Here is a 22,041-nt window from a genome sequence, read left to right on the forward strand (position 1 = left end):
CTATCCTTTCTTTTCTATAGTTTAACTGCTAAACGTGCTTTTGATACTAAACTGTATGGAATTTGGACTGTTTTCTTACGTGTCTTGTCCATATATTCCATAGTCAACTCATCCCCTTCAAAGGATACCAAGGTTCCTTCAAAGACTTTTTGCTTATCGATAGCTTGGTAGAGCCCGACATGGATGTATTTCCCAACAGCTCCAGCGACAGCATCCTTGGTTTTCAAAGGACGTTCCAAGCCTGGACTGGTGATTTCTAGGAAATATTGTTCTGGGAAGGGATCTGGCTTGATGGTGTCTAAGACAGGACTGATAATTTCTGTCAAGTCTGCCGTGTCGTTCAAGGTGATTCCTTCAGGTTTATCTAAAAAAATACTGAGAATCATGTCACTGCCAATCTTTCCATACTCGATATCCACGAGCTCGAAAGGCGCTTGGATGACAGGTTCTACAACTTCTCTGACTAATTCTACGATTGTTGCGATTGTGTCCACCTCCTCATAAGCAAGAGGCGAAGATATTTCCCCGCCTCACTTTCTCATATTCTTGCTATTAGTATAACACTCTTGATTCTTTTTGTAAAGCAAAAGCATTCAAAGGGCTTGTTTTCAAGCTTAATCTTAAAATTCTGCTTCAACTCGGTAAATCACTTGACCTTTGCTGGAGAATTTTTGCTCATATTCTGTCATGACATTGCCTTCAAAATCACTGGCATGCAAGTCTAGCCAAACACCATTGAGTTTCATCCCATACTGAGAAAAGCTCACTAGACTATACTCAAATAAGCCACGGTTATCTGTCTTGAAATGGATTTCCCCATTCTCAGGCAAGATGCGCTTAAAGGTATCCAAGAAACTCTTGTAAGTCAAACGACGTTTTTCATGGCGTTTTTTAGGCCAGGGATCTGAAAAGTTTAGGTAGAGACGATCAATTTCACCGTCTTCAAAGTAGTCGGTCAAATCCGAACCATCTACCCACAGCAACTTGATGTTGGGCACTCCAACTTCAAGCACCTTGTCCAAGGCATAACTCAAGACCGACTTTTGGATGTCAATCCCGATGTAGTTGATGTTAGGGTTTTGCTTGGCCATTCCAGATACGAAGGCCCCTTTCCCACTTCCAACTTCAACATGAATAGGATGATCATTTCCAAACAAGTCTCGCCATTTCCCTTTAGCTTCCAAGGGATTGAGGACAACATACTGGGGATTAGCCTCTAGTAACTCTGTCGCCCCTTTACGATTTCTAACTCTCATCTCTTCTTTCCATACTTGTCACGGAAGACACGCAAGGCATAAATCTCCCGGTTTACATTATCTAAATCTTGATTTACAAAGTATTTGGCAATCTGGCTCAAGTAAGAATACTGACCATACCAATACAATTTATCTAAAACTGTCTGATTGTACTTATAACCGTAATAAGTCAGCCAATCATGCCAATGTTGCTCTGGAATATAATGACACAACATATGCGCCACATCAAACATACGATCCGTCAGACGAACCGAATCCCAATCCACTAGATAAACGAGTCCACTCTCTGTCTCAATCCAATTACTATGGCGAAGATCACCGTGCACAATCGTAGCATGGTCTTCCCTAAAACCTGGAACCGTTCTGCGCAGATCATCAATCACCGAGTTTAAGTACTGATGTCGTTTCAAGACTTCGGGTGCTTCCTGCCTCCAAGACTGCAACAAGTCTACTGGCGTCTCCATGGTATATCCCAAACGGCTCAACTGCTTCATCAAGGGACGTGAGCGGTGAAGACGTGTCAAGATATTGATAATCTGCTTGCGGTTCATATCGTGCGGTGTCAAGATTTTGCCCGTCAACCATTCTTGGGCACACATATCACGACCATCTGGCAAACGACGAGTCCATAGTAATTGAGGAGCGATTTGTTCTCTGGCTAGGCCAGGTAGGATTGGAGAGGTGTTCATTTTTATAAAGACGCGCTTCCCATCAGGGTAGCTTCCCATATAAGCCTTGCCACTCTTCCCAGGTATAGGGGTCAGCGTTAGCTCATTATCACCCAAGTCCATTTCTTTCCTCCGTATAAAGTTTCCTTACTATTCTACTAGTTTTTGGTCTATTCGTCAACCAATCTTTTCAGTTGGTAAGGTAAATAAAACAATTGTAGGAAGAGACTAGCCCCTACAAGAGCCAACAAGGCTATTTTTTCTTGAAAAACCACTGCTCCGACCAGCAATTCTAACAAAAGAACTGCACTTCCCGCACCGACTACAATCTGTTTCAATCCCTTCTCTTTCTCCCCTTTTTCTAGTGGAAAGAGCTGGGTCAAGTACTGGTAGTCAAAGGCATGATAGAGGGCCAGTAACTGAAAGAGCAAGAGGTAGTTAAATAGAACCACTACTGCCGTCGCAATCCAAGCTTGCTCGATAAAGACCTGCGCTAACAAAGAAAGCAAGAGCAGACGTAGACTAAGGGCAAAGAGGTCTCCATTTCGCAGGTAAGAACGAAGATAGAGGTTTTGCCAAATCTTGCTCGGCACTTTCTGAACTGCTTTTAGGATAAAATCCAGATAAGAGCGACGTTTGACACTATTTGAAACGCCCTTGACCTGAGTAAAGAGAGCAAAGAAACGAAGCAAAACTTGCTTGCGCTTGCTTTCTTGGGAGATCACATAGTCCCAGTCAAGCCTATTCTCTGTAAAAAATTTACTGGATTTTTGGCGAAATACTAGGTACTTCGCTGCTCCCAATAAAAGCACATAGATGAGAAAGACTGGCAAGCCATAGCCCATGGCTAAAAATAAGGGCGCAAATAAAAGTAAGAAAAGGGTCTGGACAAAGAGCCAAAAGACTACTGAGCGCACTGTCTGCCCTTTGAGGTGGGACGTAACCTCCTCTTCACTGACTAAGAGAAAGAGTTTGTCAGGTACTTCCATGTAGGTTGCGATTCCTCCCCAAGCTAAAAGCAAAGCAGAGACAATCCCCAAAAACAAAAGAATAGGCCAGTGATTTTCAGGAAAATTTTGCAAAAGTTGACTATACTGGTAGGCTAGAAAACCGATGAGAACCAGCAGGAACAAGACAAAGTGGTCATTGAGAACATAGCGCAGATAACCGACACACTCCTTACGAAAAGCCTGCTTTCGCTTTAAAAACAAGTCTTTCATAGCCCCTCCTCTTTGGTCAGAGCCAAGTAAATATCATTCAAACTCGCTTCAGGCATGTCAAAGGCTTCGCGGAGTTGCTCCAGATTCCCCTGAGCCCGCACCTCCCCCTTGTGGAGAATAACAAAGGCGTCACACATCTTCTCCGCCGAATCCAGCACGTGGGTACTCATGAGAATGGACTTGCCTTTTTGTTTTTCTGCTTCCAAAAGTTGAATCAAGTCAGAAATAGCCAGCGGATCGAGCCCAAGAAAAGGCTCATCAACAATGAAAAGACTCGGATCTACGACAAAGGCACAGATAATCATGACCTTCTGCTTCATCCCTTTGGAAAAACGCACTGGGAACCAGTCTAATTTTTGATCCAAACGAAACATTTTTAACAAAGGTCCCACACGATCAAAAGCCACTTTTTGCTCAATACCATAGGCCATGGCAACCGTCTCGATATGCTCTCTGAGGGTCAATTCCTCATACAGACTAGGCGTTTCTGGGATATAACCAATCTGCTTGCGGTAGTTGGTCGCATCTTCTCGCAGGTTGAGACCGTTAATCTTAATTTCTCCACTGTAAGGTGTCAACAGACCGATAATCTCATTGATTGTCGTTGATTTCCCAGCACCATTGAGACCAATCAAACCGACCAACTGCCCACTTTCAACTGTAAAGGACACATCTTTCAAGACAGGGACGTGAACATAACCTCCTGTCAGGTTTTTAATTTCTAACATATTTTCTCCGAATCTGGTATAATGTAGCTATATTATATCAAAATTCAATACAGTAGAGGTGGATTTTATGTCAAATTGCATTTTTTGTAAGATCATCGCAGGCGAGATTCCTGCTTCAAAAGTATACGAGGATGAGCAGGTTCTTGCCTTCCTTGATATCTCTCAAGTAACACCTGGACACACCTTGGTCGTACCCAAAGAGCACTATCGCAATCTTTTGGAGATGGATGCTGCGAGCGCCAGCCAACTCTTTGCCCAAGTGCCAACAGTGGCTCAAAAAGTCATGAAGGCTACCAAGGCTGCTGGCATGAATATCATTGCCAACTGCGAGGAAGTCGCTGGTCAAACGGTCTTTCATACCCATGTGCACCTTGTTCCTCGCTACGGTGCAGAAGATGACCTCAAGATTGACTTTATCGCCCACGAACCTGACTTTGACAAACTTGCCCAAGTCGCTGAAACTATTAGAAATGCCTAAGGAGTTGCCATGAAACTATCAAATCTACTGCTATTCGTAGGAGCTGCAGCTGGAAGTTATTTTGTCGTAAAAAATCGCCAAGCCATCACGGAGGAGTTTATAGACACTAGCGACCGTGTCGAGGCTATGAAGGAGGATTTGGATATCATTCAAAACAGCCTGCAAATCATCGACCAACAAAAAGCCCTTATCAAGGAATACCAAAAAGACTTGACCTACAAGTTCAAAGTCTTGGAAAAGGATTTCCAAACCAGAATGGCAGTCCTCCAAGAAGAAAAACAAGGATAAGAGAGTCTCCAACTTTCCTTAAACTCTTTTTTGGATACTAGGTTTGAACAGAAAAGTGAGGGAATGAAAGTGAAACAGTTTTTAAAAGTTCTAGCGAAGGTCGTCGCGATCCCTTGTGGTTGCCTCTGCCTGCTTGCAGTCTTGGCATTTCTACTACTGATGAATCTTTTCAAGGCCTCACCGAGTGACATCCAAAAAGGGAATGACGACTTAAAACAAATCTTTATCTCTCTTGACATGCCTCCTGAGAAAGTAGAATCAAATGGAAGGTATCAATTCGAGGGTGGAGGCTTACATTTTTATGTTACTTTCTCAGATGAGGTCATCAATAGCCACCCCGTCCTAAAAGAAAGTCCAAAACTCACCAAAAACCGACTCGAAGTCTATGTCCTACAGGCAGGAGAGATTTCCTACTATAAAGTAGGGGATAACTTGTTCAACCATGGCTTATTCCAATTTTTAGAGAAGGAAAGTGAAAAGTATTTCCAAGAAAAAGGAAAGACATTTAACCCTAATTACTCACTTCTCTTTTGGGATGATCAGGAAAGTTTTAAAAAGGGAATTTCATTCTATGAAAAAGCTTTGACTTTGGTGGAGATTCAGGATAATTCGGCAATCAAACACATTGATACTATCACAGTTAAGCCTGGCAAAGAAGCGGAAATCAAGCAACTCATTCAGGAGATGGATGCGGCTGGCTTGCTCACTCAAAAGTATAAATAGTAAACCAGCTGGAGAATGATTTTCTCTGATGTTAAATTTCCAAAGATTACACAAAAAGAGCCCATCGGCTCTTTTTACTTTATTCTCCTTCAAAGGCATCTTTTATATGGTCAAAGAAGCCTTTTTTCTTTGGATTGACTTTCAAGTCACCTGCAGCTGCGAACTCTTTAAGCGCTGCTTTCTGACGATCGTTCAAACCTGTCGGAGTCACGACATTGACAGTTACATATTGGTCACCAACGGCACCACCACGAAGGCTTGGCGCTCCCTTGCCACGTAGACGGAATTTCTTGCCAGTCTGAGTTCCTTCTGGGATGACCAATTCAACATCACCATGTACAGTTGGAATTTCCACAGTATCCCCAAGAGCTGCTTGGACAATATTGAGATTCAACTTGTAGAAAATAGTTGTTCCTTCACGTTCAAACTTATCGCTGGCTTCTACTGAAACCACTACATACAAGTCTCCGTAAGGTCCACCGTTAAAGCCTGCTTCACCTTGACCAGCGAGGCGGATTTGTTGGCCTGTTTCCACACCAGCAGGAATCTTCACATGTACGCTATGAGCTTGTTTTTCATGACCTGTCCCGTGACAAGTTGTACATGGATCTTTGATTTCTTTTCCGCGACCATGACAGACATCACAGGTTACTTGGCGGCGCATCATACCAAGCGGAGTCTGCGTATCAACGTTAATGACACCAGCGCCATGACAGCGTCCACAAGTGACTGGACTTGTCCCTGGCTTAGCACCAGAACCATTACATGTACGACAGCTGGCTTCACGATTGTATTTAACTTCTTTTTCCGTTCCAAAGATAGCTTCTTCAAAAGTCAAATTCACACGATACTGGAGGTCGTCTCCTTGACGAGGAGCGTTTGGATTGCGCGAAGCTCCGCCTCCGCCAAAGAAACTTGAGAAGATATCTTCAAAACCACCGAAGCCACTTGCTCCGTCAAAGCCACCAAAACCGCCAGCACCACCAAAGCCACTGTTGGCACCTGCAGCACCATATTGGTCGTAGGCTGCACGTTTTTGGTCGTCACTCAAAGTCTCATAGGCTTCTTGAACTTCCTTGTATTTTTCCTCAGCACCAGGCTCCTTGTTGATATCTGGGTGATATTTTTTGGAAAGCTTACGATAAGCCTTTTTGATCTCGTCTGCCGAAGCGTTTTTTGACACCCCCAGACGATCATAAAATTCAGTATTGTTCATACAAGATACTAAGAGCGAACAGAAAGCGACTGAAATTTAGGAAACCGACAAGAAATCCTGATTTCTTAGGAGGTTTATCTAATTTCCAAGCTTTCCGCTCGAGTTCAATTACGAACACCCTTATTCCTTTCTATAATTTATAAGTAAATCATTAGAGGGTATTTTCTATACTCTGCTTCACTTCATCAAACTCTTTGTCCGATAGAGTAAAAATCAAGTCCTCTTCTGAATATTCGTTCTGTTCTTTAAAATAGTTGTCAGTATTTTCTGCCAAACCTAGACCAAGAATCACTTTTCTTGCAAACTCTTGATGTGCAAAGCCAATAGCAGTAATGATATTTTTATCTTGCAGGACAGCTTTTGCTTTGAAATTCTCCCGAGGAAGAAATTCAAAATAATCAAAGAAGTTTTGCCAAATCCCACCAGTAAATTTCGTGTCATTCAACAAGCCAGCTTTCGCTAACAAAATGGGCGCAGAAGAAATTGCTGTAATTAAGATATCCTGCTCACCGAGTTCTCTCAAAAATGAGGCTAATTTTTCATCCTGTAGAGCAGGCCCTATATTTACCATTCCTGGCAAAATCACACAAGAATACTCTTCTATACGTACTTGATCCAATGTTTTTGTAGGTAAACAAGGCAAGCCATCTTCAGAGACCACCATCGAATGATCTGAAGCTACATAATCAATCGTGATGTCAAAAGACAGAGCTAAAGTACTTGTTAAAGAGGCTATCTCATAAAGAGAAAAATTGGGATAAAGGATACAAAGTACTTTTTTCATAAGCAACACCCTCTATTTTACCGAAAAACAGAGGCTGGGTTGCAACCTCTGGATTTCTTCTTATCATTACGACGTTCAAGTTTTAAAAATCAAACTAGTAATGCTGAATTGAGCACGCCCTAACCTCTTGGTGAAAAAGAGACGTAGCTGTTTTCGCTTTAGCGAATTACAGATATGGCTACCTTTAGGTGCAAATCTTTCTAGAAACTAAAGTTTCTGCGTCAGATTTCCTATTTTCACTGTAAGGTTTTAACGGGCTTTGCATCTTATTTTTCCGTAAACTCTCCGTCTACGACGTCATCGCCTGCGTTTCCTGTTGCTTGCGCCCCTTCTGCTCCTGCTTGAGCTTGTTGAGCTGCTGCGGCTTGTTCGTAGAGTTTAACAGCAAGTCCTTGAGCTTTTTCGTTCAATGCTTCAAGTTTTGCTTTCATTTCGTCCAAGTTGTTGTCTTCTTGGGCTTTCTTAAGCTCATCAAGGGCAGCTTGTGCAGCATCACGTTCTGCATCGAAGCCTTTGCCTTCAGTTTCTTTGATTGTCTTTTCAGTCGCAAAGATAGCTTGGTCTACTTCGTTACGAAGGTCAACTTCTTCTTTACGTTTCTTATCTGCTTCAGCGTTTGCTTCGGCATCTTTCATCATGCGGTCGATTTCTTCATCAGTCAAACCTGAGTTAGATTGGATGACAATCGTTTGTTCTTTTTGAGTTCCAAGGTCTTTTGCCTTAACAGACACGATACCGTTCTTGTCAATGTCAAATGTTACTTCGATTTGAGGAATTCCACGAGGTGCAGCTGGAATGTCAGTCAATTGGAAACGTCCAAGAGTCTTGTTGTCTGCTGCCATTGGGCGTTCACCTTGAAGAACATGAATATCAACGGCTGGTTGGTTGTCTGCTGCTGTTGAGAAGACTTGTGATTTAGATGTTGGAATAGTTGTGTTACGGTCGATGAGTTTTGTAAATACTCCACCCATTGTTTCAATACCAAGTGACAATGGTGTTACGTCAAGAAGGACAACGTCCTTAACGTCACCAGTGATGACACCACCTTGGATAGCAGCACCCATAGCAACCACTTCGTCAGGGTTCACTGATTTGTTTGGTTCTTTACCAGTTTCAGCCTTAACAGCTTCTACAACAGCAGGGATACGAGTTGAACCACCAACAAGGATGACTTCGTCGATTTCTGACAAGCTCAAACCTGCATCTGAAAGAGCTTGACGAACTGGAACTTTTGTACGTTCAACAAGGTCACGAGTCAAATCGTCAAATTTCGCACGAGTCAAAGTCATTTCCAAGTGAAGAGGTCCAGCTTCACCCGCAGTGATAAATGGCAAGCTGATTTGAGTTGAAGTTACACCAGAAAGATCTTTCTTCGCTTTTTCAGCTGCATCTTTCAAACGTTGCATTGCCATTTTGTCATTAGACAAGTCAATACCGTTTTCTTTCTTAAATTCTGCTACCAAGTGGTCGATGATTTTTTGGTCAAAGTCATCACCACCAAGTTTGTTGTCCCCTGCAGTTGACAATACATCAAAGACACCGTCACCCAATTCAAGGATAGATACGTCGAATGTACCACCACCAAGGTCGAATACCAAGATTTTTTCTTCTTTGTCAGTCTTGTCCAAACCGTAAGCAAGTGCTGCAGCAGTTGGTTCGTTGACGATACGTTCTACTTCAAGACCAGCGATTTTACCAGCGTCTTTTGTTGCTTGACGTTGAGCATCGTTAAAGTAAGCTGGAACTGTGATAACTGCTTTAGTTACTTTTTCACCAAGGTAATCTTCAGCGTAACCTTTCAAGTATTGAAGAATCATAGCTGAGATTTCTTGTGGAGTGTATTCTTTTCCGTTAGCAGAAACTTTTTCAGAAGTTCCCATCTTAGACTTGATAGAGATAACTGTATCTGGGTTTGTAACTGCTTGACGTTTCGCAGCGTCACCAACGATGATTTCACCGTTTTTGAATGATACTACAGATGGAGTTGTACGGTTACCTTCTGGGTTTGCGATGATCTTGCTTTCAGTTCCTTCAAGAACTGCAACTGCTGAGTTTGTTGTACCTAAGTCAATACCGATAATTTTAGACATGTGTTTTTCTCCTTAAATTTTATATTCTGTTTTTCTTTTTGATACTCTTCTTAGGTGCCGGCGCCGTCAGAGCTTGAGTTCGTCAATCTCTTTGACTAAACTTTAAGCCTAAGGTCTCAAAGTTTGCGCAAATAGCGCCACGGCGAAGAGTATCGTCTTTTGTTCGCTTCGCTCACTATTGCAAAGCTGAACTACTTTCTTATCTTTCTTCATAGTTTATTGTCGTTTCGGACAAGATTTCAATGTATTTATGTTGCGACACGAGAAGTCGAAATCGATTTTATTTCGACGACGAGGTAGTAAGGAGGCTAGGCAAACGCCATAGCGATTGCCGTTTTCTGACGAGTTGCTTCAGCAACCGTCAGAATTGCCTAGTTATAGACTACCACCATTGCTGGGCGTAGGATGCGGTCGTGGAGTTTGTAGCCTTTTTGGAAGACTTGAGCGATGGTGTCTGCTGGGTGTTCATCGTCTGCTGGGAGAGTTTGGATGGCCATGTGATAGTTATGGTCAAATTCACCATCAGCTGCGATTTCTTCGATTCCTTCTTCTTTCAAAGCGTGAATCAAGCTCTCTTGCACCATCTCCAATCCTTTTTTGACATCGTCTGTCAATCCTTCAACTGCAAGTGCACGTTCTAGGTTGTCGAGCGATGGTAAGATTGCTTTTGCCAAATCTTGACTACGATAGCGTTGCAAGAGTTGGCGTTCTTCATTAGCTCGGCGCTGGATATTTTGCATTTCTGCATGAGCACGAAGATATTTATTTTCAAACTCGTCCGCACGTTCATTTGCCAAGTCTAATTCCGACTTTTCAGGAGTTGTTTCTTCAGTTGTTTCAACAACTTCCTCTTCTTTTACTTCTTCGTTTTTTATTTCCTCAGACATTTTTCGCCTCCTTTTTAGGAATTTATGTAATTTCATGTTCAACTCACCTCATAATGATTACTACTCAAATAGCGATAGAAATCTGTGAGTTTCATAGTTAGTACTCGATTGACAACATTGAGTTGATTAACCAATTGCTGGTAATCCAGATTAACCGGACCGATAATGGCAAGAATTCCAAAACCTCGATAAGGAATGAGGAATTTACTGCTAATCACTGCTAGATCTGCTAGACAAGACTCTTGACTGTCCGCAACACGGACATTTTGCATTTGATCTTCATGCAGACCCTCACGAATTTCCAGAGCCACTTTCTGTGGTTGGTCAAAAAACTGATAAGCTGCCAGATTGGCAAAATTCAAAAGATTGACCTTGCCCGACACTACAATGTTTTCGTTGAACATTTCTTTAAAAATGTGTTCAAAAAGATCCATAACATTGTCCGTTGTTGTAAAGTAACGCTGGATAATCTGCGGAATCTCCGTCCGAATCTTGTAGTGAATATCTAGAACGGTGTGACCTAGGAAACGTTCCTGAATGATTGCCTTAAGCTTCAGCAAATCCTCCTGCAAGAAGTTCCTTGGAATCAGAAACTGACTGGTAACCGTTCGCGACTCGTCTAGGGTAAATACTGCCAAGGCTGTATGTTGCCCCAAAACAACGATATCAAAGGCTGTCAAACGTTGCCTACTGGGCTCAACATCCAGTGCTACTACCGTACAGTCACTCAGGTCTGTCAGAAGATTAGCAGCTTCTTGCAGAATATCCTCCAGTTTGAAGAACTCCTGATCAAAGGCTTTGACAATCTCATAGACCTCATTTTCAGCCAGTCGGTCAAAATCCAGTGAGTGTTTCACATAGTACTGAAAACCAGCAACACTTGGCATCCGACCGCTGGAAGTATGAGCCTTCTCAAGCAAACCTTGCTTTTCTAGAGCCGCCATATCATTACGAATGGTAGCACTACTAGAATTGATAGACTCTTGTAGCGCCTTGGATCCGACAGGTTCGTGCGTTTTGGTAAAGATGTCAATAATCAGATTTAAAATATCCTGCTGACGCTCTGTAACCATCTCATCACTCCTCTCTGTCCAATCGATTAGCACTCTATGTACCCAAGTGCTAACTCATGATTCTATTATACACCCTTGAGAGAGAATGTCAAGACAAAAACTCAAAAAATTAGCACTCTTTTGCCAAGAGTGCTAAAAATCAGTCTACAGACCTAGAATCTTACTTCTCATCTACTTGGTATTTCCTTTTAAGTCTAAAAAAACCATAGATTAGATAAGAAATCAAGCAAGCGTATAAAACGAAAATAATAAAGAAAGACTGAGACAAGTTTTCTCGATACAAACTCATGCAAACAACAAGACCGCCCGAGAAAGCAGCTGTACAGGAACGAAGTCTAGACCGCATCACTTCCCACTTGAGGTCCTTACTCATATAGACTTGATCCTCTGGAAGTATATCTGAAGATGATTTACGAAGAATCAAACAAGAACCACTTTCTATCAATTCCCAATCTCTATTCCTAAAAACTTGCAGTTCATGCTTATACTTTTTAAGAAATCTAGAATCATAGATATGATAGATGACATCAGCTGGTTGACATTGTTCAAAATAGAAAAAACCAAAACGGTTAGTTCTATATCTCCAACCTTTCAAGTGCATCTCATGCAAATATTCTTCTTCCTTGTCCAAATCAACTATTGTAAAAATCCGAAATTGTACTTCACTATTCATTATCTTACCTCCAAACTAGAACACACGTATTATTTCATTTATCAGACAATTCATGCCATTTTTGGAACAATCTCCAAAAAATATAAGAAATCTGAATCGCAAAAACTATCAATAAAACCCAATCTATTATGAAAATCAAAAATACTTCCCAACTGAAAGAACTACCTTCACTGACAAACTTTGAAAAAACCGGTAGTAGAGCTGAAAAGAGAAGCAAAATAGGAAGCATCCGCAGTCTTAAAATACGCTTTACCATGGCTAACTTCCCAGCCGCGTCATTATAAATTTCAAACTCGGCATCCGACTCAACTCCAGAATAAAGTTTTCTAAAGTAGGAAAAACCATTATAATCTGCAATATGCTCCCAGCCACAATCTTTAAATAGTTGCAAATAAGAGGCTCTCTCTGACTCTTTCATAGGATAAAAGTCCAACTGATAAACCACCTGCTCCGGTTGGCACTTTTCAAAGGTATACTTAACTGCAACCAATAAGATAGAATAGCTTACTTTCCTAAGCTTCCAGCCCTTAGCATGCATTTCCCCTAGAAAAACTGCCTCCCTCTCATAATCCGCTATTGTAACAATTCGATAAACATTTTTCTTTTCTATCATAATTCCTCTTGACTGTTTCTGTAGAGCCGTTCAATACGTTTCAGTTCAATCTCCAAAACTTTTCGTCCCAAGTCTGTAATCTGATAGATTTTCCGTTTCTCCTCTTCTCGGACGAAGGAAATCAAGCCATCCTTTTCCATCTTTGACAAGGTCCCATACATGGTCCCTGGACTAATCGAAACTTGCGAATCTGTCATCTCCTTGACCTTTTGTGTAATACCATATCCATGGTTCTCCTTCTGTAGACAAAACAAGATATAAAAACCAGTTTCAGTCATGGGAAGGTAAACACGCCTGATCTTATCTGTTAATTCCATTTAACCACACCTTCTATTCAGTTCGATATACCGCATCTCGTTATATAAACTATATCACACCTCGATATAAAAAGCAAGAAAAAAAGATCACCCTCAGGCAATCTTTCTCCTATATTAGTAAAGATCTAAATAATTATCGACTTCCCATTGTGAAACGAAGGTCGCATAGCTAGCCCACTCGATACGTTTGGCTTCAAGGAAGCTAGTGTAGATGTGGTCACCTAGGGCAGCCTTAACCACTTCGTCTTCAGTCAAAGCCTTCAAAGCGTTGTGAAGAGTTGATGGAAGGTCGGTAATTCCAGCTTCCTTACGCTCTTCAGCTGTCATGATATAGATATTTTCTTCGATAGGAGCTGGTGCTTCGATTTTGTTTTCAATACCATGCAAACCAACTTCCAAAAGAACCGCCATAGCGATGTATGGGTTTGCCATTGGATCCACCGAACGCAACTCAAGACGAGTTCCCATACCACGTGAAGCTGGTACGCGCACAAGTGGCGAACGGTTGCGACCAGCCCAAGCAATGTAAACAGGCGCTTCGTATCCTGGAACCAAACGTTTGTATGAGTTAACTGTTGGGTTCATGATGGCAGTATAGTTGTAGGCATGCTTGATCAAACCACCAAGGAAATGATAGGCCGTTTCCGACAACTGCATACCTTTTGAATCATTTGGATCAAAGAAGGCGTTATTTCCATTCTCATCAAACAAGGACATATTACAGTGCATACCTGACCCAGCTATACCAAATTTTGGTTTTGCCATAAAGGTTGCGTAAAGACCGTGTTTACGAGCAATGGTTTTTACAACAAGCTTAAAGATTTGAATCTTATCACAAGCGCGGAGAACTTCATCATACTTGAAGTCAATTTCATGTTGTCCAACCGCAACCTCGTGGTGACTTGCTTCTACTTCAAATCCCATTTTGGTCAAGACATTAACGATTTCACGACGCGTATTGTCTGCAAGGTCAGTAGGGGCCAAGTCAAAGTAGCCACCCTTGTCATTTACCTCAAGTGTCGGGTCACCATTTTCATCCAACTTAAATAGGAAGAATTCTGGTTCTGGACCAAGGTTGAAGGATTTGAATCCTACTTCTTCCATATGACGAAGTGCACGCTTCAGATTCCCACGAGGGTCACCTGCAAATGGTTCTCCTTCTGTTGTATAGACATCACAGATCAAACCTGCAACACTTCCGTTCTCATCTCCCCAAGGGAAGACTGTCCATGTATCCAAGTCTGGGTACAAGTACATATCTGACTCATTGATACGTACAAAACCTTCAATAGAAGATCCATCAAACATAGCCTTGTTTGACAAGACTTTATCTAACTGTTCATCTGTAGCAGGAATTTCGACGTTTTTCATCGTCCCCAAGATATCTGAAAACATGAGACGAATAAAGGTAACATTTTTTTCCTTGACTTCACGACGAATATCTGCAGCTGTGATTGGCATGGTTTTTCTCCTTAATATCTGACTACTTGCGGTTGCCTAACCGCGACCAAAAGGCGACTGTGCTGAAGCAAAGCGTCCCTGTTGGAGGAGCTCATTATGAAGCGCACGACGCACTTCCGTTGGGCTCACTGCTTTCTTGGATTTCGCCTCACGTTCAGCATATTTCTTCTTAATGGCAGCGATATTGAAACCTTCAGAAATATAATCTTTGATTTCAAGCAAACGATCCATGTCATTCAAAGAATACATGCGACGGTTCCCTTCGTTTCGATCAGGCTTTATCAACTCTTGATCTTCATAATAACGAATCTGACGCGCCGATAGATCGGTCAACTTCATCACACTGCCGATAGGAAAAACAGCCATATTTCGGCGAAATTCTCTTTCCTTCATTCACAATTTCCTTCTTTCTGTCTATTATAGTCTAAAAAAATACATACGTCAATTGATAATGTCACAAAATATAACATTATTTTCTTTTTTTCTCAAAAAGATTTCTGAAACGATCAATATCATAATTTACGAGTATTGCCACAAAAACACCCATAAAAGTTTCAAATACACGAGCAAACACGTACAATATTGTCTCCCCGCTCGGTATTGATAGGGTAATGATCAACATAGCTGCTACACCACCAATAACTCCCGCCTTATTGTTCATGGCGACATTTGTCATAATGGTTAACATAGTGCAAATTGGCACAATCAGCAAGGTCACCCAAAAGGCTTCTTGAAATAAGCTATTTAAGAGGAAAAAGACAAGGGCGTAGAAACCACCGATACTGTTTCCTAGAATGCGTGATGTTCCAAAATGAACACTCTTATCAAAGCTTTCTCGCAAACTGAAAACTGCTGTCAAAGCCCCAATTTGAAGCCCCTTCCAACCAAAAAATCCAAAAATCAAGAGAACTAAAAAAACAGCAATTCCGGTTTTAAAGGTTCGTAGACCAAGCTTAAACTGTGACTTATCAAATTTATATTTTTTAAAATATCCCATAATCTCAACTTTCTATTTCCATTTTATCATAATTTAGTTGATTTTATGAGCCAAAATCAATCGGAAACGTTTTTAATTCAAGCTACAAGAAAAAGAGGAAACAAAGTTCCTCTTTTCATCGTTTCATTTAAGAAAGCTTATTTTTCTGTAAGTGCAGCCAATCCTGGCAATACTTTACCTTCAAGGAGTTCCATTGATGCTCCACCACCAGTAGAGATCCATGAGAACTTGTCTGCGCGACCAAGGTTGATAGCTGCAGCAGCTGAGTCACCACCACCGATGATTGATTTCACGCCTGGTTGTTTCACGATAGCGTCCATCACACCGATTGTACCAGCTTGGAAGTCAGGGTTTTCAAATACACCCATAGGTCCGTTCCATACAACTGTTTTGGCACCAGTCAAGGCTTCGTCAAATTTAGCGATAGATTTTGGACCGATATCCAAACCAAGGAAGCCTGGGTCTACTGCTTCACCTTCAGTATCACGTACTTCAGTGTAGTCAGCAAATGCGTTTGCTTCTTTTGAGTCAACTGGCAAGATCAATTTGCCGTTTGCTTTTTCAAGAAGAGCTTTAGCGACATCCAATTTGTCTTCTTCTACAAGTGAGTTACCGATTTCGATCCCTTGAGCTTTGTAGAATGTGTAAGTCATCCCACCACCGATAAGAACTTTATCAGCTTTTTCAAGCAAGTTTTCGATAACACCGATCTTGTCAGATACTTTTGAACCACCAAGGATAGCCACGAATGGACGTTCTGGGGATTCAACAGCTTCTTGGATGTAGGCAATTTCGTTTTCAAGAAGGAATCCAGCAACTGCTTTTTCAACGTTTGCTGAGATACCAACGTTTGATGCGTGTGCACGGTGAGCTGTACCGAATGCATCGTTTACGAAGATATCATCTCCAAGTGATGCCCAGTATTTACCAAGTTCAGGATCATTTTTAGATTCTTTCTTGCCGTCAACATCTTCGAAACGAGTGTTTTCAACCAAGAGAACTTGTCCATCTTCAAGAGCGTTAACAGCGGCTTCCAATTCAGCACCACGTGTAACACCTGGGATAAATTTAACTTCTTGTCCCAATTTAGTAGCCAAGTCAGCAGCTACAGGAGCAAGTGATTTACCTTCTTTATCTGCTTCTTCTTTTACACGGCCAAGGTGAGAGAAGAGGATTGCACGTCCACCTTGTTCAAGGATGTACTTGATAGTTGGAAGAGCTGCAGTGATACGGTTGTCATTGGTAATCACGCCATCTTTAACAGGTACGTTGAAGTCAACACGAACGAGAACTTTTTTCCCTTTCAAGTCAACGTCTTTAACAGTCAATTTTGCCATTAGATATGACTCCTTCTTTTTTTATACGTGTTAATTATATCACAAAATCAACAAAAGAGATAGCAAAACCCTAAACTTTTCTAGTTCATTCTTGCAACTGAAACTACTTTTTTTAAAATTAAAACTAGAAAAAACTTGCCAAATAACTAATTAATGCAAGAAAAACTAGTTAAAACAAGGTCTGACTAATCTTCAGTCAAACCTTGTTTTTTAGTTTTTATGAGAAAATTCAAGATTCGTAAATCCGATTAGTCTTCTCTCCTCTTTCTAGCAAGCAAGCCGTAGCCACTCATTACTCCGAGGAGTCCCAGCGCTACTAGACTAGCATCTCTTGTCGCTCCCGTATTTGGCAGCTCTTTACTTACTTCTTCAACTTTTGCTGGTGTTGCTGAAAGAGCTTGATCCCTTGTTTGTGAGACTTGATCCTCTTTCGTTCCTACTTCAACAATTTCTGGAAGAGCTTCCTTGAGATCCTCAGTAGAATGAAGGGTGCGTTTGCCCTGAGCATCAACTTCTACAAAGCGACGAACTTGGCCTTCAACTCCTGCTTGAACTAGCTGGCGTTGTCCTTTGAGAAGGGCTGCATTTGGTCGTTCCTGACGTTCGAAGGAAACTGTCCCCTCTTCAATTTCCAGTTTCGGAGTTTCTAGAACTAAATCTTTCACACCTTCAGCTGGTTGGTTGCTTGATAGAACTTTTGTTCCAACTTCGGTGATTTCTGGGATTGCTTCCTTGACTATCTCAGTCGAACGAAGAGTGCGTTTGCCTTGGGTATCTACTTCTACAAAGTGACGAACTTGACCTTCAACTCCTGCTTGAACTAGCTGGCGTTGGCCTTTGAGAAGCTCGGCGTTTGGTCGCTCCTGATGTTCGAAGGAAACTGTCCCCTCTTCAATTTCTAGTTTCGGAATTTCTAAAACTAGATCTTTCACACCTTCAGCTGGTTGGTTGCTCGATAGAACTTTTGTACCAACTTCGGTGATTTCTGGGATTGATTCCTTGACTACCTCAGTCGAACGAAGAGTGCGTTTGCCTTGGGTATCTACTTCTACAAAGTGGCGAACTTGACCTTCAACTCCTGCTTGCACAACACGGCGTTGGCCTTTGAGAAGCTCGGCGTTTGGTCGCTCCTGACGTTCAAAGGCTGTTGTTTCAGTTTCAATAACTAGTTCAGGGAGGGCCTCAACCGTTGGAGCTACTTCATTTGGATCCATGCTACCAACATGATGGCTTTCTTCTGCAGGAGCTAGTTTCTTATTCAGCTTTTCTTTCATTTCCGCAAAAGCTTGTGGAGTTGGCATCTCTGAAGCTAACAAAGTTTCTGCTTGTTCAATCAACTCAGCTTTAGGATCTTTTTCACGGACAGATTCGAGCAATCCTTCCAATTCCTCTCTAGCAGTCTGATAACGTTGATTTCCATCCAAGTCTGTCCCTGCTTGTTTCAACTCATTCAAAGCCTGGTTGACTTCTTCTTGGCTAGCATTGTGGCTTTCTGCTACTGCTTTCGCTGCAGTGAGCTTCTCTACTAGTGTTGCTTGTTTGTCCTCACTTGAGAAGGTGTAGGCAAGGGTTGACTGACGGCCTTGGGCAGCAGTGATTTCTTGTTTGAGGTACTCATCGTTGACAGCTGCTTTTGGAGAAACCAAGACATCAAACTCAACAGTGTGTCCTTTATAATGCAAGGTCAAGGTTTGACGACCAGTCTTTTGAGCATCGTAGCCCGTAATTTCAACACCTTGATCTGTGAACGTATGCGTCTCTTCCGTCTCATCATCATAGAGAACTCCAAAGCGACCTTCTGCAAGATCCAGTTGCTCTCCTACTAGATAATCCGTTTTCGGTTTCTGAGTAATGTACAAACCTGCTACTTCTTTTGGTTTTCCTTCATCTTGACCTGTCACTTGTACCTTTAAGTCACCAGTAACTGGAAGTCCAAGGTAGTTGACTGTGAGCTTTTGTTCCCCTTTTTGATGAGCGTCGTATCCAGATACAGTCACACCTGAGTGAGTAAGGTTGATCAGTTCATCGTCTTGTCCCCCTTCGTATTGAACACGGAGAGTGCCGCCTCTAAGGTCAAGTTTTTCTCCCTCTTTGTAAACTGTCTTCTTCGGCCCTTTTTCAAGGCTAACCGCAGCAATTTTTCTCTCATCCTGCGGAATCGCTACTGCCAAGGTGTTACTGATTTCTTTGCCAGGTAGTTGGGTACGATAGTAGAGGAGAGTTGGTTGCTTGTCAAAGCCCAATGGCGCTGTTGCCAAGTCGCCACCATTTTCAGATTTCAAAGTTGCAATTGGTGTTTGTGAATCAGCCTTTTCGTAAACGGTGATGGTTGCGCCTGCCGGAACATCAGAGAAGCCTAGTTGAACTTGGTGGTTTCCAAGTGAACGAGCAGCTACCTTAGCCATTGGAATATTTTGACTTTCTGTGTCCAAGGTTTCGTACATCTTCCAGTTATAGATACGAATGGCCTTCCAAGGTGTTCCGTTATCAGATGTGATAACTTTTAGACGCCAGTCTTGAGCAGTAATTGGTTTGTCAAGAGTGATATCTGTCACGTGCGCTTTATTGCCACGGACTTCCTTAGCTAACTTCCATTCACCATCCGCATCTTTATAATAAAGGTCAAAGTCTTTGGTGTTCATCAAACCGTCGTTTACGGATTCTCCACCAGCTCCCGCATGATCCATGACCCATCTAACAACACGACGTGGCTTGGTCAAGCGAATATCCACACTACCGCTCAACTGAGCTGAAGACCACTTATCTGACAAGCTAGTAATGGTACCGTTCAACATACCTTCAATGCCTTCTCCACCTTCAGTGTTTGGGAAAGTGCTACCAATTACCGTTGCCCCTGGAACAATATTTTCAGCCAAAGGTCTTGGGAGAGTTGTATCCTGAACAGTCATGCCCCAGTTGAATGACGCAGTTGCAGCCTCAGAACGGAGTCCATTTTTACCAACTGCAACAACTTTCAATTCCTGAGTCCTACCAGTCGCATTAGCAGAGCGGCTAACTTTTGGTAAGTAGATGGTTGAAGCAGATGAACCTGTCAACAAACGCCAGTTGTCCCCGTCTTTTTCGTAGACTTCATAGAAATCTGCATCTTGGTTACCCGAAAATTGAACCACCGCTTCAGCTTCTTGGGCATTCTTGAGAGATTGTTTCACCACAGAAAGTCCCGTCGGCGCTTGTGGTGATTGGTGATTGTCTGAAATTGTTAATTGACCTAAGTTGAACTGATAATCTTTTACAGCTCCTTCATGTTCGAAGAAGAGTTTGACTGCATAGATGGTTTTCCCAGCTAGTGAGCTGAGGTCAAATTCTTCATTTGTCCAGTTATCAGAAAGAGTCAGTTCTTTCCATGCGGCTGCATCCTCAAATTTGTAGTCTGGAGTCGTAGAGAAGGCCATATAAACTTTCGAGCCTTTTCCTCCCTTGTGAGCAACACGAAGTTTGGTTTTCTCAGTTACTTCTAGTTTAGTAGAATACAAATTCACATCCTGGTCCGTCTTGCCAGCTACATGACCTGAGAATTTAAGAGAATTACCGCCATTGTAGGCATCTGTAAAATCATATTCTGCACGAAGTTTTTCCCCTGTCGAAGTCTGCCACCAGCGCCATGTTGGCAAGACACCTGAAACCGAACGGTAGTTCCACTCAGAATCCTTAGAAACTTTACCGTCTACAAACCACTTTCTACCGTGGCCTGTATTAAAAGAGGTAGTGAAGGTGCGTCCTACTGCTGGTGTCCGGTCCGCAACTAAATTAGCAATCCCATACCACTCTTTGTCCGCTGGTTTTTGAGCCGTTGGATCTCCTTGGTAACCTGTGAAGAAGATGTCTTCGTTCTTGTGGTAATCTTCTCCTGTTTTCCCTAGACTGGTAATCGTATCTGGTGCAAAAAGTCCTAACGACAAACGCAACTTACCTTTTTCATCTAAGAGGGCATCCCATTTGACTTTGGTCTTATAAGAACCACCCTGTTGCAATTCCAAGCCTGCAAAAACATCATATTGACTACGCTCTAGCCATTTTGCCATCTCCACAGAGTGGTCATTCTTTTCCTTGTTCCAGTTGAAGTTGGCAAAGAATTGATCCGCAGGGACCTTGTCACCTTCTTTTTGCATGAACTGGTAGTTGTAATCACCTAGACCATCTTCGTGGTAACGACCGTATTTGTAGGTCATGGCATCGTACCAAGCATACTTGATTGGGTGATTGACTTTAGCTGCGTATTCTTTTGTATAGAGCATGAATTGGCGCATTTTTTCACCAAGAGGTTCTACCAAATCGCCCGTTGTTTCCTGGTTGATGAAATAGCCATCAAATCCGTAATACTTAGCAAGATCGACAAGTTTTCGTGCGATAGGGAAGGTACCATCTGCATCTTGTTTCAAGGCAGCGGCAAATTTCTCTTGGTCAGCAATGCTGTTTGACCAGTTGAAAAAGAGTGTTCCATAAACGGGAACTCCGTTGCGGTGACCAGCATCAATGACATCTGGAGTTGGAACTAGGCCTTCCCAGAAGACCATTGAATCCAAGTATTGCCAGTAATCAAAAGCGTAGGCCTTGAATTCTTCTCCACCGACAGAAGCGTGGTCTTTGGCCTTTGAGTTGGTATTTGCTAGCGCTTGAACTTTAGCTCTTCTGCTTGCTTTTTCGTTAACCAACTGACCTCTATGGCGCTTGGCAAGTTCAACTGAGGAACGGTTGATGGGATCATCCTCACGCGCACCCGGTTCCCATTTCAACAAATCCTCCCAAGTATCAAATTTGATTTCCTTTGGTCGGAGACTCTTTTCTTCATTTTTAGGAATGTCTGCTAGAGTCGGTTTGTCGGCTTTCTTCTCAGCCACTTGAGGAGCTTCCTCTGGTTTGACTTCTTCTTTTTCAGTTGGTTGAGCAGGTTTTTCAGTTTTATCTGTCGGAGTTGGCTTTGCTTCTTCTTTTTCATTAACCAGACCCGTTATTGCTGGAGTGTTTTCTAAAATTGGTTGCTCAGCTACTTTATTCTCTGTTTCCGATAATTGTTTTTCGATAGCTGCGGTGTCTGGTTTAGCTGTTTCAGGGACAGCGACCTGTTCGGCAAGAGCTGGGCTTGCGAATAGAGCTGATCCAATCATTAAGGAACAAGCCCCGATTGATAGCTTGCGAATACTGTAACGGCAACGTTTTTCAAAAAATAGATCTTTCATCTTATCCTCCTAATAGAACAAAAAAAGTAACTGT

The 22,041-nt window shown here is 42.2% G+C and carries 21 protein-coding genes; 3 read left to right on the forward strand and 18 right to left on the reverse strand.

Features of this window, described 5'->3' with window-relative positions:
* Positions 1-14: 14 nt before the first annotated feature.
* The 5 genes from rimP to EJF26_RS05360 form a co-directional block, all read right to left on the reverse strand.
* A complete protein-coding gene (gene rimP, locus EJF26_RS05340; RefSeq protein WP_000379537.1) occupies positions 15-494 on the reverse strand; it encodes a ribosome maturation factor RimP in 480 nt (159 codons plus the stop codon).
* Positions 495-620: 126 nt separating this feature from the next.
* Positions 621-1,256 carry a tRNA (guanosine(46)-N7)-methyltransferase TrmB gene (gene trmB, locus EJF26_RS05345; RefSeq protein ID WP_001266091.1) on the reverse strand — a complete coding sequence of 212 codons (636 nt, stop codon included), beginning with the start codon at positions 1,254-1,256 and terminating at the stop codon, positions 621-623.
* Positions 1,253-2,047: a cell cycle regulator CcrZ gene (ccrZ, locus tag EJF26_RS05350; RefSeq protein WP_000363012.1), complete on the reverse strand. Its 795-nt coding sequence runs from the start codon at positions 2,045-2,047 to the stop codon at positions 1,253-1,255. Before ccrZ ends, trmB begins: the two co-directional genes overlap by 4 nt.
* A 47-nt stretch (positions 2,048-2,094) precedes the next feature.
* The gene (locus tag EJF26_RS05355) at positions 2,095-3,144 is read right to left on the reverse strand and encodes an ABC transporter permease (RefSeq protein ID WP_000653792.1); all 1,050 of its coding nucleotides are present in this window, start codon (positions 3,142-3,144) and stop codon (positions 2,095-2,097) included.
* Positions 3,141-3,872, reverse strand: coding sequence for an ABC transporter ATP-binding protein (locus tag EJF26_RS05360; protein ID WP_000889931.1), 732 nt, complete (start codon positions 3,870-3,872; stop codon positions 3,141-3,143). Before EJF26_RS05360 ends, EJF26_RS05355 begins: the two co-directional genes overlap by 4 nt.
* Positions 3,873-3,939: 67 nt before the next feature.
* Here EJF26_RS05360 and EJF26_RS05365 point away from each other — a divergent pair, with 67 nt between their 5' ends.
* The 3 genes from EJF26_RS05365 to EJF26_RS05375 all read left to right on the forward strand — a co-directional run bounded on the left by EJF26_RS05365 (position 3,940) and on the right by EJF26_RS05375 (position 5,361).
* Complete coding sequence (locus EJF26_RS05365; protein ID WP_000063760.1) at positions 3,940-4,350, forward strand: HIT family protein; 411 nt, start codon at positions 3,940-3,942, stop codon at positions 4,348-4,350.
* 9 nt (positions 4,351-4,359) lie between these two features.
* On the forward strand, positions 4,360-4,638 hold the full coding sequence (locus EJF26_RS05370) for a hypothetical protein (RefSeq protein WP_000777766.1): 279 nt from the start codon (positions 4,360-4,362) through the stop codon (positions 4,636-4,638).
* 63 nt (positions 4,639-4,701) lie between these two features.
* Entirely contained in the window at positions 4,702-5,361 is a 660-nt protein-coding gene (locus EJF26_RS05375) for a hypothetical protein (protein ID WP_000865429.1), read from the forward strand.
* Between the two features lie 79 nt (positions 5,362-5,440).
* Here the strand turns inward: EJF26_RS05375 and dnaJ are convergent, their stop codons facing one another.
* From dnaJ to EJF26_RS05445, 13 genes are all read right to left on the reverse strand, one after another.
* The gene (gene dnaJ / locus EJF26_RS05380) at positions 5,441-6,577 is read right to left on the reverse strand and encodes a molecular chaperone DnaJ (RefSeq protein ID WP_001066320.1); all 1,137 of its coding nucleotides are present in this window, start codon (positions 6,575-6,577) and stop codon (positions 5,441-5,443) included.
* Positions 6,578-6,728: 151 nt separating this feature from the next.
* Positions 6,729-7,361, reverse strand: a complete 633-nt coding sequence (locus EJF26_RS05385; RefSeq protein ID WP_000756351.1) for a DJ-1/PfpI family protein — start codon at positions 7,359-7,361, stop codon at positions 6,729-6,731.
* A 266-nt stretch (positions 7,362-7,627) separates the two neighbouring features.
* The gene (gene dnaK / locus EJF26_RS05390; RefSeq protein ID WP_000034658.1) at positions 7,628-9,451 is read right to left on the reverse strand and encodes a molecular chaperone DnaK; all 1,824 of its coding nucleotides are present in this window, start codon (positions 9,449-9,451) and stop codon (positions 7,628-7,630) included.
* 371 nt (positions 9,452-9,822) lie between these two features.
* Positions 9,823-10,338, reverse strand: a complete 516-nt coding sequence (gene grpE / locus EJF26_RS05395) for a nucleotide exchange factor GrpE (RefSeq protein ID WP_001288015.1) — start codon at positions 10,336-10,338, stop codon at positions 9,823-9,825.
* Positions 10,339-10,376: 38 nt separating this feature from the next.
* Positions 10,377-11,411 carry a heat-inducible transcriptional repressor HrcA gene (hrcA, locus tag EJF26_RS05400; protein WP_000255750.1) on the reverse strand — a complete coding sequence of 345 codons (1,035 nt, stop codon included), beginning with the start codon at positions 11,409-11,411 and terminating at the stop codon, positions 10,377-10,379.
* A gap of 160 nt (positions 11,412-11,571) precedes the next feature.
* Complete coding sequence (locus EJF26_RS05405) at positions 11,572-12,084, reverse strand: DUF2812 domain-containing protein (protein WP_001083801.1); 513 nt, start codon at positions 12,082-12,084, stop codon at positions 11,572-11,574.
* A gap of 34 nt (positions 12,085-12,118) precedes the next feature.
* Entirely contained in the window at positions 12,119-12,697 is a 579-nt protein-coding gene (locus tag EJF26_RS10315; protein ID WP_000570586.1) for a DUF2812 domain-containing protein, read from the reverse strand.
* Positions 12,694-13,014, reverse strand: coding sequence for a PadR family transcriptional regulator (locus tag EJF26_RS05415; RefSeq protein ID WP_000423980.1), 321 nt, complete (start codon positions 13,012-13,014; stop codon positions 12,694-12,696). The genes EJF26_RS10315 and EJF26_RS05415 overlap by 4 nt, the downstream gene beginning before the upstream one ends.
* Before the next feature lie 114 nt (positions 13,015-13,128).
* Positions 13,129-14,475, reverse strand: coding sequence for a type I glutamate--ammonia ligase (glnA, locus tag EJF26_RS05420; RefSeq protein WP_001122890.1), 1,347 nt, complete (start codon positions 14,473-14,475; stop codon positions 13,129-13,131).
* 36 nt (positions 14,476-14,511) lie between these two features.
* Positions 14,512-14,868, reverse strand: a complete 357-nt coding sequence (gene glnR / locus EJF26_RS05425; protein WP_000664331.1) for a transcriptional repressor GlnR — start codon at positions 14,866-14,868, stop codon at positions 14,512-14,514.
* A 76-nt stretch (positions 14,869-14,944) separates the two neighbouring features.
* Positions 14,945-15,472 carry an FUSC family protein gene (locus tag EJF26_RS05430; protein WP_000540310.1) on the reverse strand — a complete coding sequence of 176 codons (528 nt, stop codon included), beginning with the start codon at positions 15,470-15,472 and terminating at the stop codon, positions 14,945-14,947.
* A gap of 137 nt (positions 15,473-15,609) precedes the next feature.
* Positions 15,610-16,809 (reverse strand): phosphoglycerate kinase, encoded by a 1,200-nt coding sequence (locus tag EJF26_RS05435; protein ID WP_001096774.1) that lies wholly within the window; start codon positions 16,807-16,809, stop codon positions 15,610-15,612.
* Between the two features lie 248 nt (positions 16,810-17,057).
* A complete protein-coding gene (locus EJF26_RS05445) occupies positions 17,058-22,007 on the reverse strand; it encodes an endo-beta-N-acetylglucosaminidase (RefSeq protein ID WP_000653740.1) in 4,950 nt (1,649 codons plus the stop codon).
* Positions 22,008-22,041: the final 34 nt, after the last annotated feature.

This window comes from Streptococcus oralis subsp. dentisani, from assembly GCF_007475365.1.
GTDB classification, from domain to species: Bacteria; Bacillota; Bacilli; order Lactobacillales; family Streptococcaceae; genus Streptococcus; species Streptococcus mitis_AX.